The sequence below is a fragment of the Vibrio sp. 1731 genome (genome assembly GCF_033339955.1).
GTDB classification, from domain to species: Bacteria; Pseudomonadota; Gammaproteobacteria; order Enterobacterales; family Vibrionaceae; genus Vibrio; species Vibrio alginolyticus.
In genome coordinates this window covers 102841-120363 of the sequence record NZ_JAWOVO010000003.1, presented here as the reverse complement: position 1 = coordinate 120363, position 17523 = coordinate 102841, and the positions used below count along the sequence as shown (strand labels likewise).

Sequence of the window (17523 nt, the reverse complement as noted above, 5' to 3'; positions counted from 1 at the left end):
TTTTCCACGTCATTTTCCGGATGACTCGATGCATAAGACCACCTTCTTGGACTACTGGAATCTTAGCATGCCTCAATAACCATATAATTTATGTGACTTATTTCATGATGGGGCTGATTGTTTTTTAATCGAGATCATAAACTCAGAGGTTCTGACTTTTGGAGCAAAACCTCTGGATTGTTTAGGCTATTTGGAAAGAACGATTTCGCCGTCGCAATAAACCAAGCTTGGCGTTACATCTTGTCCGAGCAGCACCGGGCCATCAAGATCGACAACGCTTGCCTGAGCAGCAATGGGTAAGGCAGCACGCATCGCAAGCGACGTCCCCAACATACAACCGGACATGAGGCTAAAACCGAGTTTTTGGGCGTCGTCGGATAATAATAGTGCTTCAGTGAGCCCGCCAGTTTTATCTAGCTTAATATTCACCATTTCATATTTGCCAACCAACTGATGCAATTGCTCTCTGGTGTGACAACTTTCATCGGCGCAAAGTGGAATGGGGTGCGGAATGCTGGCGAGTACGTCATCGCAGTCTTGTGGCAACGGTTGTTCGATCATGGTGATGTCTAGCGGTTCGAGTTGAGCAAATACCGTCGCGAGGTCGAGGCCTTGCCACGCTTCATTCGCATCTAAAACAATTTGCGCGTGCGGCGCAGCATCGCGTACTGCGGCAACGCGCTCAAGCACGTGTTCACCATCCAGTTTTACCTTAAGCAGTTTTGCGCCTTGGCTAAGGTAAGCTTGTGCCTGTTTTGCCATCGCTTGCGGCGTGTCGATAGAAACCGTCATCGCCGTCACAATCGCCTCTGGTAACGTAAAGAGGTCGTGAACCTGTTGCTTGTGGCTCAAAAGCGCGTGAAGATGCCAAAGGGCGCAATCCAATGCATTTCTTGCCGCCCCCGCGGGCAATAACGATTGAAGTTGGCTTTTGAGAACCATGACATCAGCTTCGCCTTTGGCATACAAACTTTGCAGTTCATGTGCGGCGTGAGAAATCGCCTTAATCACCGATTCAACCGATTCACCATAACGAGGGTATGGCGTGCATTCACCTTGGGCGGTCATGCCTCGATGTTCAATTGTCACTCGGACTACGTGGCACTCTGTCCGACTGCCGCGAGAGATGCGAAATGGTGTCGCCATGGCAAGCGTGACAGGTTCTACATGAATTTTCATCTCACTAGTTTTCCCTAAACCACAGTTATTTTCTAAACCGTAAATGTTTCTTAAATCGTAAGGAGCCTATCTGCAACCGCATCAACGCCAAAACGTACAGGGTCGGTGACGGGCACTTGGTATTTGTCGCTCCAATCCTGGCATAACTGGGCTGCATCTTCTTCGCTGAGCGCCGAAGTGTTTAAGCAAATACCCACTAATTGAGCGTTTGGATTTGTTAGACGAGCAGCGGCCAGATTCGCTTCTATCGTTTGTTCAATAGTTGGCAAGCTCGCATGTGGTAAGTTGCGGATGTGCGGGCGACCAATCTCATGGCACAGTATCAGAGCGTCAGCTTGTGCGCCGTGAAGTAAGCCCAAACTTACGCCAGCAAACGAAGGGTTAAACAATGAACCTTGCCCTTCGATGATGTCCCAATCGTGATCGGTGAACTCAGGGCTGATCGCTTCTACTGCGCCGGAGATAAAATCGGCAACTACAGCATCAATCGAAATGCCACTGCCTGCGATGAGAATTCCGGTTTGACCCGTTGCTTTGAACTCTGCACGACAGTTTTTACGCTTCAATGCATGCTCAATGGCAAGGGCAGAGTACATTTTGCCAACGGAGCAATCTGTCCCTACAGTAAGTACTCGCTTGCCTGCGCGAGCTTTGCCATTGCCGACCTTGAGCGGGGCATCATAATGACGAACATCATATAGTTTGGTTAATCCGCGTTGTTCTAGATCGGCAAGAGGAGCAAATTCCGCCAAACGTTGGTGCATGCCCGATGCAATTTCAAATCCCATCTCTGCCGCTTCAAGTAAGGTTGCTTGCCAAGCTTCGGGAATGACGCCTCCTGGATTTGCCGTGCCGAGCACCAGCGTTTTTGCTCCTTGCTGCTGCGCTTGTTGTAGTGTCATGTCGGTTAAACCAAGCGATACGGTTTCTGGCGTCAGGCGGATTTGGCCAAGACAAATCTCAGGTCGCCATTGATATATGCCACGTGCGGTTTTTGCTGCGAGTGGATCGGTTACATCGCCAAGAAAAAGTAGGTAAGGTTGAGCAATTTGCATGATGGTTCCCTTCGTCATCGTTATTGCTCATTAATGTAGCCAGACTGATTTAGGAAACCGAATGCTTATTTGTTAGGCAGGTATAACTTCAGGTTATACCTTTAAACCATCTGCTGTTTTAGGGCGGTGATAAATTGCTTTGTCGCAATGGATTGAGGTGTGTGCTCTGCGAATAAAATAGAGACAGAGAAGGACATATTTGGCTCCAAAGCATGCACGGAAACGGCATTATCTTGGCGATATTGTTTTGCAGTCCAAGGGTCTACAATCGCGAATCCTGCTTCGTTTTTCACCAGTTCAGCCGCCGCGGAGTAGCTGCGGACGGTAATGGCATGTTGATAATGCTCGTCACGCGCTGACAAGGTTTGATGTAACAGCAAGCCCAGAGGATCTCGGCTATCTAAACCGATAATGGGTAAATCGTGACTGATGAGTTCTTCTAAAGTGACGGTTTTTTCTGTGGGTATCGCTGCGCTTTTAGGGGCAATTAGCGCCAAGTTTTCTTTTAATAACATGTGTCCCATGATCGCTGGTGGCGTTTCTTCACCGAACGCAATGGCGACATCCAATTCATGTTTCAGTAAACCTGAGCACAGCTCATCGCGATTAGCCGTTGAGAGCTCAAAGGAGATGCCGTGCTCTTTCGACAGCAACGCGACAGTCGGCGCTAACAAGTGTGCGGCCAAAACAGGCGGAGCACCGACTCGTAAATGTTGAGTTCCCTGTTTGACTTTGTTGGTCAGAGAGCGAAATTGTCCGAGTTGTTGATAGACTTTTTCAGCCTCTGGCAATAAGGCTTTGGCTTCTTGAGTGGGAACGAGGCGACCTTTTACACGCTCAAATAAAGCGAAGCTCAGTTGTTGTTCTGTATGGGCGAGAACTCGAGTGACATTAGGTTGGGAAACGTGCAGTAAGCGAGCCGCGCCTGACACCGTTCCTGCTTGCATAATGGCGTAAAAGACTTCTAATTGCCTTAAGTTCACTGCGATTTCCCCCTGCTCATGTTGGTCACCTCAGAATACCCAACCTTGCTGATAAGCGATAGAGGCAAAAGTGCTGGCGTAAAAAATAGGAAGACGATGTTGGTTGCCTTCTTATCTCGCTTTTTCAATTTCTCAACTTCTCAACTTCTCAACTTCTCAACTTCTCAACTTCTATGCTTCACTTTGCTGCTGCATGAAGGGGCAGGTCGTTAAACGGCTCGACGTCTCGGCTGAGTAATCCCATCAAAACCACTGCTAACACCATGACAACAGCTGCTATTGCAAAACCGTATTGTGTTAGCTCGTAATGACTTAACATCGCGATTAACACGTAACTGAGAGATTGAATGGTGGTGGCAAACATGCTGATGCCGCCATCGACGCGACCTCGTTGATGAACCGCTACGGTATGATGCATCCAGTTGACTCTCGCAATGCGATTTAGCGCGTTAAATACGCCAAACAGCGCCGTAAACAATAAGATGGTCAGCGGGCTCATCGCAAAACTCATACCGATAAGCGCAAAAGAGACCATAACCATCGAAGCGAATATAATGTGGCTATGGGAGGCACGGCTTAGCACTTTGGTGACAATAAAGCCGGTTAGCAACGAGCCGAGGCCAAAACTGATGTTGAACCCTGCAAACCAATCGCCAGAGATGCCTTGTTCAGAAAACCAAATCGGCACCAGTTTGCTCAAATACGTCAATGCAGGATAAGAGAGGCAAGAGAGCAGAATAAAGCCATAAAATCGAGGTTCGAGACGGAATATTTGTTTGCTCTCTTTGAGTTGCGCGATGAAAGCAACGGATTTTGATGCCCTTAATTGTTGGGTATAAGGCGTCAGAATATAGAACATCGCTGCTAACGCAGAGGCGCTGGCCGCAAACAAAGCAAACTCTTTCATACCCCACATTTCAAGCAAAACAATACCCAACGCGCCAGCTCCGAGGGTTGTGGATTGCATTACAATTTCTTGCTGACCCGAAATTTTCGCATACTCATGGTGCTGATAATTTTCTTGGGTGAAGGCGTTGTTGGTCGTCCATGCAAAATTACTCGAAACCCAATACACCAATTGTGCAAAAGCCAGTAACCAGTGTGACTCAAACCCTAACCAATAAGCAATGAACACCACCAAAGCCATACCCGATTGAATCCATTGATTGAGCACGAGTAGTACTTTGCGTGAATGTCGGTCAATTAAAGTGGAAAAGAAAGGCGTTGCTAGAAAAGAAATCGCGGTGCAGCTCAGAGAAACTAAAGCGACGAATGTACCCATGTTAGGTTCGGAAAGCATGACCCATGGCAGCGCCATCATGAATAAGCCAGAGGAGATACTGTCGAAGAAGCGGCCAGCTAAGTACGGCTGAGTTTTATTTTTCATTATGTTTGCCTCTAACTCCCGATGTATTTCAAAAGGTTGATGTCCAACTGTCTTGTGTTTAACAACCAAGTCGTTCGCGCTGAACACATTATCTTGAGCTCGCCGGGGTTTAGCGTTAATTAAGATGGTGCAACTTTAAAACCTCAAGTAAACTTGAGGTAAAGCTTTTTTTTAACAAAATTGATATACAGGGAGTCAAGGATGGAAATCAGCGTAGGAGAAGTGGCAAAACGTTCTGGAGTGAAAGTATCTGCCCTACATTTTTACGAGCAAAAAGGACTGATTTCGAGTTGGAGAAATCAAGGTAATCAGCGTCGCTACCATCGCAGTGTGTTGCGCCGTGTTGCGGTGATCAAAGCAGCGCAGCAAGTTGGGTTGTCGTTAGAAGAAATTAAACATGCGTTAGATGAACTGCCGAAACACCAAGCCCCTAACAAAGCGCAATGGGAAGAAATGGCAAGCCATTGGCATGAACAGTTAGAACAAAAGATTCAAAAACTTAAAGCGTTGCAAAACGATTTAGGCGGATGCATTGGCTGCGGGTGCTTGTCGTTAGAAACCTGCGCACTGCGAAACCCAGAAGATGTATTAGGGAAAGACCACTCGGGGTCGAACTTAACGTTAGAAGAAGAGTAGCGATTATCTCTATTCTTTGTCGAAACTGTCGACTACGATCGCGCCCATCGAAGCAGGCATTGTGATGACGATAACGCGCTTTATCGCAACCAAAGGCTCATTCATGAGTGGCAGCTTATCAAGACAGAAAAGAACTAACGCTACCACAACTGCCGCAATGAGGTACGCGATAACCACACGAAAAATAAAGATGGATACGCGATTCTTGATGTGGCTTTGAAACACGCTTTGATACGCGAAAAAACTGAGGAAAATGACAGAAAGACTTAACAGCATGAGCAAGTTTGCCATTGGTAGGCTCTCACCCAATCGCCACGCTTCCTCCGAAAATGAGATCGGGACTGCTAGGGCAAAAGCGCCAACCAATACTTGGCTAGCGTCTTCTAGATTAAAGTGGCTGCTCATGCTGTTTATTCCATTATTCGCTTGCTAGATGTAAGAGCTTTTCAAAACGCTCATTACCGTGCAGCAATTCGAGGTCTCGTTCTTCGGCAAGTAAATCACGAATGGATGGGCTGTATTCAATTGCGCGTTCCAAGTCTTCAATAGCTTGCTCTTCGATACCAAGGCGAGAGTATGCACACGCGCGTTGATACAGTGCAGGGCCGTTGGTGTAATCGACTTCAAGTACGCGGTTACAAATGCTAAGTGCCCAATGGTATTCGTTGATTTCCATCGCTGCGTCGGCTTTGTAAGTCAACGCTTCTAAATCACCTGGACGAATTAATAAGATTTCATCATAGATTTCAATACGTTGTTCTGGAGTTTGAGAGCTTTGTGCACGTAGCCATAAGTTATGGATCTCGTTGATTTTCTCAATCTCTTTGTTGTTCTCACTGATAATGCGAGTTTTGCGTTTTAAATCTCGCTCAAGGGCGACAAACTTTTTCTCGTATTCTTGGGCGATCTTCTCCAATCGTTTATCAGCCATCTCTTTGGTGTTGTGTTTAAACTCACGCAGAGATTGCCATCCGACAAAGGCAATCAGCGATGCGACACCAGCAATGATGTAGAAGAAGTATGTAACGGTGACGTTGGCATAGTTCAACGATTTATCTGCGACCGTTAGCTCGCGATCAGTGATCTCTGTGATCATTCGCTTTTCTAGGCTTTGATAGTCCTGACGCAGCGCTTTTAGTTCATCTAAAATATAGCGTTCCATTAATGGTCTATCTAACAGATCCGATTCTGAATACTTTTCCTCCGATGCCATTGTTGGCAAGGCAAGTATCAGCGAGAAAAAAATACCAATAAATAAGCGCATATAACGTCCTTTCACGAGAAGAGTACAGATAGACCATGCAACAATAGCAAATAGCACAAACGTTTAGCAAAGTTATTACAAAAGAAATAACAGTCGTCTACGTAGAAGTCATATTCTTGTTGTTTTTCAGTTTGTTCCTGGTGGTTATTTGTTGTGATATCTTTTATCCTCCTTGCGAATTTATGATTAATGGAGTGAGCATGGACGCGCGAGCTAAGGATTACTTAGAACAATTCCTAGAATTATTATCACCAGAACAAAGGGAAGCTGTACCATCAGTCAGTGCTGACTATTATTGTGCCGATGAATACAACGCGAATGTATGCGCAGATTTGGTTCGTATTGGACAGAAAACTGCATCGTGCAGTTTGGAGCTTTGGTATCGAGAACATGGTGAAACCATGCCCCAACTCGGTCATTTACAAGTAGTGACGAATTGGGATGGGGACCCGGTTTGCGTGATACGAATTACTGACGTAAGTACATGCAAATATGAGGATGTAACCGCAGAGTTTGCCTTCGCAGAAGGCGAAGGTGATAGAACCTTAAACTGGTGGCGTGATGCTCATACTGCATTTTTTAAAGCTGAATGCGATGAGTTGAACATCGATTGGCATGAGAAACGTACGCTGGTTTTAGAGCGTTTTGAAGTGGTGTATCCCGTCAATTAATCTCTGATAGCAGCACTGATTTGAAGTGCTGCTATCTTTATTGAGAGACCATTTTTAGCGCTTTCGAGTGGTCACACTAAACATATGCCAATGTTTTTGGCTTCCTACTACAGTGGTTCCGTCTTCATCTCTTTCATGCAATGAAATGAGGTCGTAACCCTCGAATAAGCTTTCCACTTCCTTTTTTGTTAATGCGGTAATGTTTGGATGCATTTCGGAGGTAACCCAGGAGTCTTTCACTCCCAAGAAATCGCCGCAGAAGATACCGCCCGGTTGTAATGCGCTGTCTATTTTTGTCCAGACTTGTTTGAAGCCTGTGTCAGGGCAAAAGAACAAACTGGCATTTGCGATAACCAAACTGCACTGAGGATAATTAAACTCAGTAAAACAGCACTGCGAAACCGAAAATCGTTTGTTACCTTCAAAGCGTGTTAAACAAGTTTTTACTGCATCTTCATTGCTATCACATGCGTGAACCTTAAATCCCTTTTCGAGGAGAAAGTGGCTGTCTCGACCTATTCCGCAGCCAATATCAAGAGCGACTTTGCCTTCTATCTTAAGTCGGTTTACGGCATTTTCCACGTTTGGGCGGTGAGGTTGGCTTAAAATTTTCTGATAGTATTCATTCCATTGCGCTGGCATTGAACTTCCTTATGTTGGTTGTGTCCCCTGCCCAAAACTAGCGTCCATTTTGTTTTGCTTGACTGGGGAGGTTTGCAGTATTGGCAGCTGTTATAGCTGATCTTCAATCGGTAATATTCCGGAGAACCAAGCGCCCATTTTTCGCCATACTCCTGCTTCTGGTTCGGACTCGTATTCTTCGCCTGTTTTTACGTCGGTCCAGACAATGTCCCCGTCGCGCAGAGTTAAGGCATAGGCGTTACTCGACAGTTGACTCGGCAGTTGTTCTAGAAACATTTGCACATATTCTGGCTGTTCGATAACAACGGCCATTTCGGTATTCAAAGCGGCCGAACGTGGGTCCCAGTTCATCGAACCAACGAAAAGTGTTTTGTTATCAATCGTCATTGCTTTAGCGTGTAAACTTGCTCTGCTACTCCCCGTGAGGCTCCACTTACTTTTGAGTTTCGCGCTCGCTTTTACTTCCCAAAGCTTGATTCCAGCTTCGAGTAGATCTTTTCGATATTTTGCGTACCAACCATGCACGGCAAACACATCGTTAGACGCGAGGCTATTGGTCACAATCGTGATATCAACGCCTCGCTTGGCCGCGTTACTTAATGCTTGAGTACCTACTTCAGTTGGAACGAAATAAGGAGAAATGAGCACAAATGAATCCTCAACACTTTTAACCAGTTCCGTTAAATTATCAATAAGTTGGCTCTCTCGGGTCGCGACTTTATCGGGCAGATCAAACCATACTTTCGCTTCTCCCCAGTAGAGCTTGAGTTTACCTTGTTTTAGATCTTGGTACATATCCAGTTGAGTGAAGTCATAGCGGCCGGTTGAAAACTTTTCCTCTAACCGGAGTTTATTGACCTGCTTTTGAATCGCTTGGTCGGTAATTTGCTGCGAATTCGGTGTAATCCATTCCATTGGTATCGAATAGGCGCTATTCCAGTAGAGGTCGAACTGATCGGCAGTTTGTTGTACCGCCTCACCATAGAGCAGAAGATCAAAATCACCAAACTCAACTTGCGATTCAAAAGAGAAGTATTCATTGCCGATATTTCTACCTCCGACAATGGCGGAAACACTGTCTGCAATCAGAGACTTATTGTGCATACGACGATTAAGGCGTTCAAAATCGCTAGCAAGAGCGAACCAACGGGAGTCGCGATACTGATGCGGGTTAAATAAGCGGATTTCTATATTAGGATGTGCATTGAGGGCAGCCATCACATCGTCGTTTCGCTTTTGCATATCGTCAAGCAACAGCCTTACTCGAACACCACGCTTTGCCGCTTCATACAAGCGCCACGTTATTAGCTGACTCGTTTCGTCACCACGGTAAATATAGTATTGAAGATCAAGGCTTTTCTGGGCGGACTCGATCAAAGAGGTTCGAGCAAGAAGGGCATCGTGTCCCTGATTTAACGGTGCAAAGCCAGTTATGGACTTAGGGTCTCTCCCGTAAGCTTCAAAGTACTGCGCAAGAACAGAATCCTTTTGATAACCGAGCTGAAAGCTGGTGGACTTTTCACTGGCGTCATTCAACGATACGGATGAGCATGCCGATAAAATAGTGAGCAGCGAGGGGAAGAGCAACTTGGCGAGCGTTTGTAACAAAGCACATTTCCTTGTCTTACAGAGTGTTACCTACTCCAAATTATAGACTTAAGCTGACGCCACATGCACCCAGAACCGTTTGATAACGAGCGATTAATCAATGAATTGCCATAGAGCCTGCACTAAGTTCAACTTTTAGAGCGCAGATAATCATTTATTTTAATTATCATTATGGCCGTATTGGTCATAATCACTAATATCTGGTGATTATGACCAATAGCACACTGGATAAAATAATGCTTTTTATATAACCATATGATTTTTAATAAATAAATGCTTGGCATGTCATTTGCTGTTTAGAATAAAAGTTAAGTCAGAGCAACTTGCGCAGTTGGTTAATTTTTTGTTAATTTTATTAACTTTGAATTGGCAATAACTATCTAGTTAGCTGCTTAAAAGACTAGGCAAGTGCCGCTTTGATGTTTATTCAAATTCAATTCTCTCACCACCATGCTTACCGGGAGCAATGGACTGAATAAAAGTGTGGTGTTGAAAACAACAATAAAAAAGGATTTTCGATGTTAGCAAAACCCATATTACGTTGGCTTTTACCCTTCGTCGTCGTTGGAGGCTCTTATGCAGGATATGCAGCAATTGCCGCAACTGCGCCGGAAAAAGAGTCAACCAAAGATGCAATTACAGAACCTACTGTTCAGGCTTCTTCTCTTTTTCCTACTGATCACAAAGTGGTGATTACCAGTCACGGTGAATTAGTCCCTTTTGAAAAAACACACCTTTCCGCGCAAGTCAGTGGTGAAGTGATAAGTTGGCACCCGAATTTTGTAACGGGTGGCATCGTGAAACGAGGAGAGGTTCTTTTCACAATTGAAAGTGACAACTATGAAGCGTCGGTTCTACAAGCTGAAGCCGATTTAGCTAGTGCACGCGCAAACTTGATTGAGGAACAAGCGAAAGCCGAAGTGGCAAAACGTCAGGCAAAGAGACTGAGCGATAAGCAAGTGACGGATCTGTATTTACGCAAACCTCACGTTTTGAGCGCACAAGCCCAAGTGAAGTCGGCTCAAGCGGCACTCAAACGAGCAAAAAGAGAGTTAGAAAATTGCAAAGTCGTTGCACCTTACGATGCGCTGGTTGTTGAGCGTGATATTGGTGTTGGTCAATTTGTTACATCTGGTTCTCGAGTTGCCACGTTAAACAACATCGAAGTGGCAGAGGTGCACGTACCCATTGCCGGTTTTGATAGTGCATTTTTACCCGAATCCATTGGTGAACTCACTGCGACAGTGACGCAGCAAGGTGTGTTTTCTACCACTAGAGAAGGTCGAGTAGTTCGTGATTTAGGCATGATTGATAGCGCAACCCGAATGATTAACATGGTCATTCAAATCGCGGACCCATACGGTGTCGATAACCAGCAGCCTCCAATTAAATTCGGCTCCTACGTTGAAGTGAGCTTCACTGGTAAGGAACTTAAGCATATCTATCGCTTACCACAGGAATTAGTTAAAAACCGTACCGTGTGGGTGGTGAATGGCGATAATCAACTTCAACCCAGAACCGTCACGGTTTTGAGAGCAGAAGGTGAGTTTTTGCTGGTGGGCGAAGGTTTAGAGCAAAGTGATAAGTTGGTACTGACCTTACCAGAGTACCCTCAAAAAGGCATGGCGGTACAAATCGCAAAAAAGAGTGACGACTCCGAAACCGTCGTACAGTAAGTAGGAGTTTGTCATGGAAGATACTAAACAAAAGGGCTTGATTGCCTATTTTGCGAATAACCCCGTCGCTGCCAACCTTTTGATGGTGTTCATCATTATCATGGGTGTGGTGAGTTTTCTCTTTATTCAAAGGCAGATGTTTCCGAATATTGAGGTGAACTACATTGATGTTCGTGCGACTTATCCTGGCGCTTCTCCTCAAGAGATAGAAGAGAGTATTCTCGTTAAGGTCGAGGAATCGATTAAAGACGTCACCGGGATTAAAAAAGCAGTCTCAACGGCCTCTAGAGGTAGCGCTTATGTTTCTATCGAGGTAGACGTTAATGCCGATATCAAGCGTGTCTTAGATGATGTAAATCAACGTATTGATACCTTGTCTAACCTACCAGCGGGTATGGAACCAATCAATGTTTACCAAGTTGAATGGCGCCAAGATGTAATCGAAATGGGGTTAGTTGGGGACCGACCGCTCGAGGAGCTTAAACCGATTGCTAAGCAAATCGAAGATGAATTACTTCAGTTAGAAAACGTCATGCTGGTGTATCTGAGTGCGCCAGAAGAAGAAATAGCGATTGAAGTGGATCCACTTGTTCTTCGTAAATACGACCTGACGTTGAGCGATATCAGCAGCGCGATCAGCCGTTACTCGGCCAACTTTTCTGCGGGCGAAGTAAAAACAAATTCAGGGATGATTGCAGTAAGGATTGAAAACCAATACTACCGTGGTGATGAGTTTAGAAATATTCCTGTAAAGCTTGGCGCAAATGGTGCGAAGGTTTTACTGCAAGATATCGCCACGATCAAAGATGGTTTTACGGAAGAAGAGCGCTATTTTGAATACTCAGGGCAAAATGCGATCTACATGTCTGTTGAAGCAACTCGTGATCAGAACATTATCCCTGTTGCACAGTCCGTTCGTAATTATATTGAAGCAAAAAACAAGACATTACCGCAGGATGTTAAGCTCAAAGTTTTAGTTGATACTACTTATTATTTAAATGGGCGTCTCGACATGATGTTGAAAAACTTGCTGCAAGGCGCTGCATTAGTCGCGATTATGCTGACCATTTTCCTACGTTTCCGCTTGGCTATGTGGGTAATGATTGGGCTACCTGTCTGTTTTCTCGGTGCCGTAATGATGATGCCTGCATTAGGGATCACGGTAAACATCGTGTCTCTTTTTGCCTTCATTATGGTGCTCGGAATTGTGGTGGATGACGCCATCGTCATGGGAGAAAGTGCGTACAGTGAAATCGAAGAAAAGGGCGGCGGTGTCGATAACGTGGTACGCGGTGTCAAACGTGTTGCTACGCCAGCGACATTTGGTGTTCTGACAACGATTGCTGTATTCGCACCATTCTTGTTGTCTAGTGGTATTGATAGTGCCTTCTTTTATGGTATCGCGGGGGTCGTGATTCTGTGTTTGATCTTCAGTTTGATTGAATCGAAGCTGATCCTTCCTGCACACCTTGCGCATACTCATTTTAAGCCAGTTAAACCAGGTGGTTGGCGTGACCGATTTAACCAACGTTTTTTTGGTTTTGTAAATGGTCCATATCGGAACTTTGTAACAACATGCACCCATTGGCGCTGGACAGTGTTTGCGGTGTTCTGTGGTTTACTGCTGATCAGCGCGGCTTTGATCAACGCGAATTATGTTCGGGTGATCCCTAACCCTAAAGTGCCGACTGACTATCCTGCGATCACTATTGAAATGAATGATACCGTTTCAAGTGAGCAGACAATCAGTGCACTCAAGACTATTGAACGTGTCATGCAAAAGATCGAATCTGAGACCATTGCAGAACATGGTCAAGGAATGATTCGTGATGTGCTGTCGTACAACAGAAGCCGCACCGAAGGTCGTGTATTAGTACCTCTGGTTGATGAAGAGTTACGCCCGTTCAATACATTTGAACTGGCTCGACGTTGGCGTGAAGCTATGCCTGTTATTCCAGGTATGAAGAGCATCAAAATCCGCGAGCAGAGTGCGGGTGGTGGTGACAGAGATGAGTTTGGCTACTTGTTGTTTGGTTCTAACATCAATGAGCTCAACGAGGCTGGGCGTTACTTGATAGAGCGTTTACAGCTGGAAGAAGGGTTATATGATATTTCATCTTCTATTGATTCTGGAAGCAAAGAAGTACTCCTGTCTCTTGCGCCTGTAGCGTACGATCTCGGTCTGGATCTCACCATGATCGCAGAGCAAGTTGGTGGCAGCTTTTATGGTGGCGAAGCACAGCGCATTATTCGTGATGGTGAAGAAATTAAAGTTATGGTGCGTTACCCGCAACTGACGCGTGAAGCATTCTCATCATTGCGTTACGCCGTGATTACAACACCAGCAGGTAAGAAGGTCATGCTAGGTGATGTGGTGAAGATCAACGAGCAGCCGGGCGTGAGTAGCATTCGACGTGAAGGCGGGTATCAAACCGTTTATGTCTATGGTTCGATAGACGAAGAATTGGTTGAACCTCAAGAAATCGTAAAGGTCATTGACGACAATATCTTACCGGATATGAAGCAAGCGTTCTCGAGTGTGAAAACAGAATTGGGTGGTGATATTGAAGAGCAGGCTGCGCAGCGTAATGAACAGATTTTGTTCTTTATTGCAGGCATGATCATCGTCTACATCTTGTTAGCTGTACCGTTAAAAAGTTATACCCAACCTTTGATTGTAATGTCCGTCATTCCGTTTAGTCTGACGGGGGCGATTTGGGGCCATTTCTGGCTAGGTTTAGACATCAGTATGATGTCGACATTTGGTTTGATCGCCGCTGCTGGCGTGGTTATCAACGACTCTCTGGTTATGACAGATTACGTAAACCAAGTGAGAGAAAAGGGTATGAACATCAAACAAGCGGTTGTTGAGGCGGGTTGTGCTCGTTTTCGAGCTATCACTCTCACCTCAATAACGACGTTTGCGGGTGTATTGCCGATAATGTTTGAAACGAGTTTGCAGGCGCGTTTTGTCATACCGATGGCTGTCGCTTTGGGCTTTGCGGTGTTGTACGCAACGGTTCTGACTTTAGTGTTGGTGCCTTGTTTGTATTTAATGCTTGAAGATATTAAAAATATTTTCAGATCGATTAAGAGGTTTATCCATCGTTTGATTAATCGTTTCAGAAAGTCGCCAGTGACGTCGAGCGTTGAAGCAAGCGTATCGAGTTAACAAGCTTGATGTTAACGATTAGGAGCAGCCTTCGGGCTGCTTTTTTGTTTCCGCATTTTGATTCAAAGTGATTTTTTAGTGGGCAGTTACGTAATTATCTGATGAGAAAACTGCCTGACAAAGCATTTATAATATGTATGTTTCTAATGTTTTAAATTCGCATGGTTAATTTGACACTTGGTTAGCGAAATTTACCAGACGAAGATAACGTTGAATATGAGGTTTTATTTAAGCTGTTGAAAAATAACAAAATAAAAGTTGGCATCGTATGTGCAATATATGAATTGTAATTAAAATTAACTGCTAATCCTCAAGGAGCTTATTATGAAAAGCGTATTTCTATCTACTCTAAGTCTTATTGCTGTAATGTCATCACCAATCGCTGCTGCTAACACTTTAGACAAAGAGGAGTGGAGCTCAGATTTACGTCAGGACTTTTCTGAAATGAAACATGAAGCTATAGCAGATATTCAGCAAATGAACATGGATGCCATTCACGCACGTGATGAGCGTATCGTGAAAAACATTAAAGATGAGCAAGAACAGTTAGTAAAGGTAACGTGCCACAAAGAGAAAGCAAGCAAGTCATAAACGCCGATAAAAGAGACTAACAGACGAAAATGAATCCAATACGAGTTCGGTGTTAGTTAGCAGTAAGCACTGACCTTGTTGCTCTACTTGCCAGCCTTTTAAGGCTGGCTTTTTTGTTTCTCATTTCATGGGTGGAGATCAGATCCTCAAGCTTATTATCAATAGTTGGCGTGTTTGATGAGCTATTGCTGGATGGAGGGGATGTAACTTTCAAAAGTGTAGATTTCAGTAAAGTGGAGGTGATGTTAGATATTTAAAATTTTGAAAAGATCCGATCTCCTTTTTGACCTTCATAATACCTTAGTATGTGGCTTACCTTTACTTGAATTAGAACTCATATTTCAGGCGTTCGTTTAAAGGTATTGATGCATATTTGAAGAGTAAGAGATAGACATATGAGTTTTATTAAAATGTGTAAAGATGGTTTTAGAGGAAAGCCGGATTTCTCTGACTTATTACATAATGCGTTCCAGATAGATGACTTAGTGCTGTCATTTGAGTGTCCGAACAACATATATGAAGGACATGTATACCAGGATCTTGTTAATTTAGAACAGTTCGATGTTGAATCAAAAATAGAGAGGCATGAAAGGTTTGTAAAGTTAGCTACGGTATATTTTTTGTTTCAGAAGAAAATATTAAACCCTTTGCTTCCTATTAACAAACAAGGTGGATTATATATTAGGCTACGGGTTAAATCTACTGGAGAAGATATTGATAATATTAGTCAATTGTCCTCATTTTTAGAGAGAGAATATTATGATTTTTATCATGCCCCGGAGCAAAGTGAAGGCTCTATGAGGGGGTATCATACAGACTTTATGAAAGAATTGACTAAGCGTGCGAATAAACAATGGGGAGAAATTCCAGAAAGTGAAGACCGAAAAAGAGAAAAAGAAGAATATTTAATTAGAGGTTTCTTAAGTGGTTATCCACCAATAAAGTGTGAGATAGTTGAAGTTGGAAAAAACAAATACTCAAAATACTCAGAAGGTAATCTTAAGTATAAGAGTGAATTACGAAGAGTATACAATTTACCCATAAAAAATGAATTCTACCTGAGCATCGAGTTTTGGTATAAGTACGAATCGATGTTTGCTAAGCAGAAGTTTTTAGATTGGGTGAGAAGTGCGGATGAAACCTTTGAAAAAAAAGTATTGGAATTACTGGATTTGTCTCCGCTCATCGACTCGTATACAGCCAAAGCAGTAAAGGGGTTGAACGAAAAAACTAAGGCTGAGTAACACAGCGTCAGTGTCAAGAAAAGCTAGCAAAGTATGTAGCCATGAGAGAAAAATGAATCAAATTGGATGTCTATTTACCTTTGTACGCCATGGCGCATATAAAGCCAATGGATTTAGTATAGAGCTTATCACAAATATCAATACATATTTAAATAACAAGAGATATAAATATGAATTTTATCAAAATCTTTAAAGATGGGTTTAGAGGGAAACCAGATTTTGCACACTTGTTACATAATGTATTCCAGATAGATGACTTAGTACTATCATTTGAATGTCCGAACAATATATATGAAGGTCATGTATACCAAGATTTTATTGAATTACAACGATTCAATATTGATTCAAAAGTAGAGCGGCATGAAAAGTTTATAAACTTGGCCACGATTTATTTCTCTTTTCAAAATAGAATAATAAATCCACTATTACCAATCAATAAACAAGGTAGCTTATATATTCGGTTAAGGATTAAATCTTCAGATAAATATATTACTAGTGTTAATCAACTATCTTCATTTATAGAGAAAGAGTACGTGGATTTTTATCATGCTGTAGAGTCACCTGACGGCTCTCGAAAAGGTGATCATACAGAGTTGATGAATGATGCCATTGCGTACGCAAATCATCGTTGGGGAATGGACCCGATAAACGAAGAAAAAAAGAGAGCGAAAGAAGAGTTCCTTATAGGAGAGTTTCTTCGTGGTTACCCTCCAATCAAATGCCAAGATATCAAGATTGGTGAAAATACATTTTCAAAATATGTAGAAGGAAATTTGGAGTATAAAAAAGACTATCGAAGAGTGTACAATTTGCCTATCAAAAATGAGTTTTACTTTAGTATTGAATTTTTATATGAAATCGAGCCTATGTTTGCTCAAAAAAAGTTTTTAGATTGGGTAAGACACGCGGATGAAATCTTTGAAAAAAATGTTTTAGAGTTGCTAGCACTGTCTCCGCTTATTGATTCGCATACTACCTCCAAATCCGAAAGGTTGACAAAAAAAGTTGATCCAGAGCGTTCATACTTAACTTAAAGAAAAAAGCCCGCGAAGAATGCTTTCACGGGCGAAAAAAGGGCACCAAATTGGGTGTCTATTCATTTTGGAGGTGGTCGAACGTCCATATAAAACTGACAATAGGCTTGGTGAGAGGCTTACCACCAGCGCGACCAACGAGGCTAAAGTTAACATTGTTGTAATGATTGTTAAAATGTTAATTCTTCAATCAATGTTTTCATTATCGTGAGTTTAAATTGTGAATGTGTTGCCTACGTGTATTTTTACTCTGTGAAATTCCGTTTTTGACAATAAGACATATTATAAATCTTGTGTTGGTTATTTGATTTGGTTATATAAAACTCAACATACTTAATCCTTAACTGTTCATATTCACACTTAATGAGACACAATAACCCT

At 43.3% G+C, this 17523-nt stretch carries 15 protein-coding genes; 7 read left to right on the top strand and 8 right to left on the bottom strand.

The features are described from left to right. Positions 1-186: 186 nt before the first annotated feature. The 4 genes from dgcA to R7035_RS05135 form a co-directional block, all read right to left on the bottom strand. Positions 187-1179: an N-acetyl-D-Glu racemase DgcA gene (gene dgcA / locus R7035_RS05150; RefSeq protein WP_213886190.1), complete on the bottom strand. Its 993-nt coding sequence runs from the start codon at positions 1177-1179 to the stop codon at positions 187-189. 50 nt (positions 1180-1229) lie between these two features. After that, positions 1230-2234 carry an N-acetyltransferase DgcN gene (dgcN, locus tag R7035_RS05145; protein ID WP_139059311.1) on the bottom strand — a complete coding sequence of 335 codons (1005 nt, stop codon included), beginning with the start codon at positions 2232-2234 and terminating at the stop codon, positions 1230-1232. Between the two features lie 101 nt (positions 2235-2335). Further along, positions 2336-3217, bottom strand: a complete 882-nt coding sequence (locus R7035_RS05140; protein ID WP_047102778.1) for a LysR family transcriptional regulator — start codon at positions 3215-3217, stop codon at positions 2336-2338. A 178-nt stretch (positions 3218-3395) separates the two neighbouring features. Further along, positions 3396-4604 carry an MFS transporter gene (locus R7035_RS05135; RefSeq protein WP_256900888.1) on the bottom strand — a complete coding sequence of 403 codons (1209 nt, stop codon included), beginning with the start codon at positions 4602-4604 and terminating at the stop codon, positions 3396-3398. 201 nt (positions 4605-4805) lie between these two features. Between R7035_RS05135 and soxR the strand changes: the two genes are divergently transcribed. Continuing rightward, entirely contained in the window at positions 4806-5240 is a 435-nt protein-coding gene (gene soxR, locus R7035_RS05130; RefSeq protein ID WP_005373898.1) for a redox-sensitive transcriptional activator SoxR, read from the top strand. Between the two features lie 9 nt (positions 5241-5249). Here the strand turns inward: soxR and R7035_RS05125 are convergent, their stop codons facing one another. Together R7035_RS05125 and R7035_RS05120 are read right to left on the bottom strand one after the other, a co-directional pair. Then, positions 5250-5645 carry a DUF2391 family protein gene (locus R7035_RS05125; protein ID WP_005373896.1) on the bottom strand — a complete coding sequence of 132 codons (396 nt, stop codon included), beginning with the start codon at positions 5643-5645 and terminating at the stop codon, positions 5250-5252. Between the two features lie 13 nt (positions 5646-5658). Further along, entirely contained in the window at positions 5659-6504 is an 846-nt protein-coding gene (locus R7035_RS05120; RefSeq protein ID WP_005373890.1) for a tetratricopeptide repeat protein, read from the bottom strand. Between the two features lie 200 nt (positions 6505-6704). Between R7035_RS05120 and R7035_RS05115 the strand changes: the two genes are divergently transcribed. Next, complete coding sequence (locus R7035_RS05115) at positions 6705-7175, top strand: ASCH domain-containing protein (protein WP_318145995.1); 471 nt, start codon at positions 6705-6707, stop codon at positions 7173-7175. A 54-nt stretch (positions 7176-7229) separates the two neighbouring features. Here the strand turns inward: R7035_RS05115 and R7035_RS05110 are convergent, their stop codons facing one another. Together R7035_RS05110 and R7035_RS05105 are read right to left on the bottom strand one after the other, a co-directional pair. Continuing rightward, a complete protein-coding gene (locus R7035_RS05110) occupies positions 7230-7817 on the bottom strand; it encodes a class I SAM-dependent methyltransferase (protein ID WP_256900890.1) in 588 nt (195 codons plus the stop codon). Between the two features lie 90 nt (positions 7818-7907). Further along, on the bottom strand, positions 7908-9425 hold the full coding sequence (locus R7035_RS05105; RefSeq protein ID WP_005387112.1) for a phospholipase D family protein: 1518 nt from the start codon (positions 9423-9425) through the stop codon (positions 7908-7910). A 518-nt stretch (positions 9426-9943) separates the two neighbouring features. Between R7035_RS05105 and R7035_RS05100 the strand changes: the two genes are divergently transcribed. The 5 genes from R7035_RS05100 (at position 9944) to R7035_RS05080 (ending at position 17142) form a co-directional block, all read left to right on the top strand. Beyond that, positions 9944-11101: an efflux RND transporter periplasmic adaptor subunit gene (locus R7035_RS05100; RefSeq protein WP_025767993.1), complete on the top strand. Its 1158-nt coding sequence runs from the start codon at positions 9944-9946 to the stop codon at positions 11099-11101. A gap of 13 nt (positions 11102-11114) precedes the next feature. Continuing rightward, positions 11115-14273 (top strand): efflux RND transporter permease subunit, encoded by a 3159-nt coding sequence (locus R7035_RS05095; protein ID WP_256900891.1) that lies wholly within the window; start codon positions 11115-11117, stop codon positions 14271-14273. 324 nt (positions 14274-14597) lie between these two features. Then, positions 14598-14864, top strand: coding sequence for a hypothetical protein (locus R7035_RS05090; RefSeq protein WP_005373876.1), 267 nt, complete (start codon positions 14598-14600; stop codon positions 14862-14864). A 395-nt stretch (positions 14865-15259) separates the two neighbouring features. Continuing rightward, a complete protein-coding gene (locus tag R7035_RS05085) occupies positions 15260-16108 on the top strand; it encodes a DNAase (RefSeq protein ID WP_258469509.1) in 849 nt (282 codons plus the stop codon). A 170-nt stretch (positions 16109-16278) separates the two neighbouring features. Next, on the top strand, positions 16279-17142 hold the full coding sequence (locus tag R7035_RS05080) for a DNAase (protein ID WP_104980435.1): 864 nt from the start codon (positions 16279-16281) through the stop codon (positions 17140-17142). Positions 17143-17523 lie beyond the last annotated feature (381 nt).

Coding starts and splice junctions, on each gene's coding strand:
- dgcA (WP_213886190.1), bottom strand. CDS start 1,179: ATGAAAATTCATGTAGAACCTGTCACGCTTGCCATGGCGACACCATTT.
- dgcN (WP_139059311.1), bottom strand. CDS start 2,234: ATGCAAATTGCTCAACCTTACCTACTTTTTCTTGGCGATGTAACCGAT.
- R7035_RS05135 (WP_256900888.1), bottom strand. CDS start 4,604: ATGAAAAATAAAACTCAGCCGTACTTAGCTGGCCGCTTCTTCGACAGT.
- soxR (WP_005373898.1), top strand. CDS start 4,806: ATGGAAATCAGCGTAGGAGAAGTGGCAAAACGTTCTGGAGTGAAAGTA.
- R7035_RS05125 (WP_005373896.1), bottom strand. CDS start 5,645: ATGAGCAGCCACTTTAATCTAGAAGACGCTAGCCAAGTATTGGTTGGC.
- R7035_RS05120 (WP_005373890.1), bottom strand. CDS start 6,504: ATGCGCTTATTTATTGGTATTTTTTTCTCGCTGATACTTGCCTTGCCA.
- R7035_RS05115 (WP_318145995.1), top strand. CDS start 6,705: ATGGACGCGCGAGCTAAGGATTACTTAGAACAATTCCTAGAATTATTA.
- R7035_RS05110 (WP_256900890.1), bottom strand. CDS start 7,817: ATGCCAGCGCAATGGAATGAATACTATCAGAAAATTTTAAGCCAACCT.
- R7035_RS05100 (WP_025767993.1), top strand. CDS start 9,944: ATGTTAGCAAAACCCATATTACGTTGGCTTTTACCCTTCGTCGTCGTT.
- R7035_RS05095 (WP_256900891.1), top strand. CDS start 11,115: ATGGAAGATACTAAACAAAAGGGCTTGATTGCCTATTTTGCGAATAAC.
- R7035_RS05090 (WP_005373876.1), top strand. CDS start 14,598: ATGAAAAGCGTATTTCTATCTACTCTAAGTCTTATTGCTGTAATGTCA.
- R7035_RS05085 (WP_258469509.1), top strand. CDS start 15,260: ATGAGTTTTATTAAAATGTGTAAAGATGGTTTTAGAGGAAAGCCGGAT.
- R7035_RS05080 (WP_104980435.1), top strand. CDS start 16,279: ATGAATTTTATCAAAATCTTTAAAGATGGGTTTAGAGGGAAACCAGAT.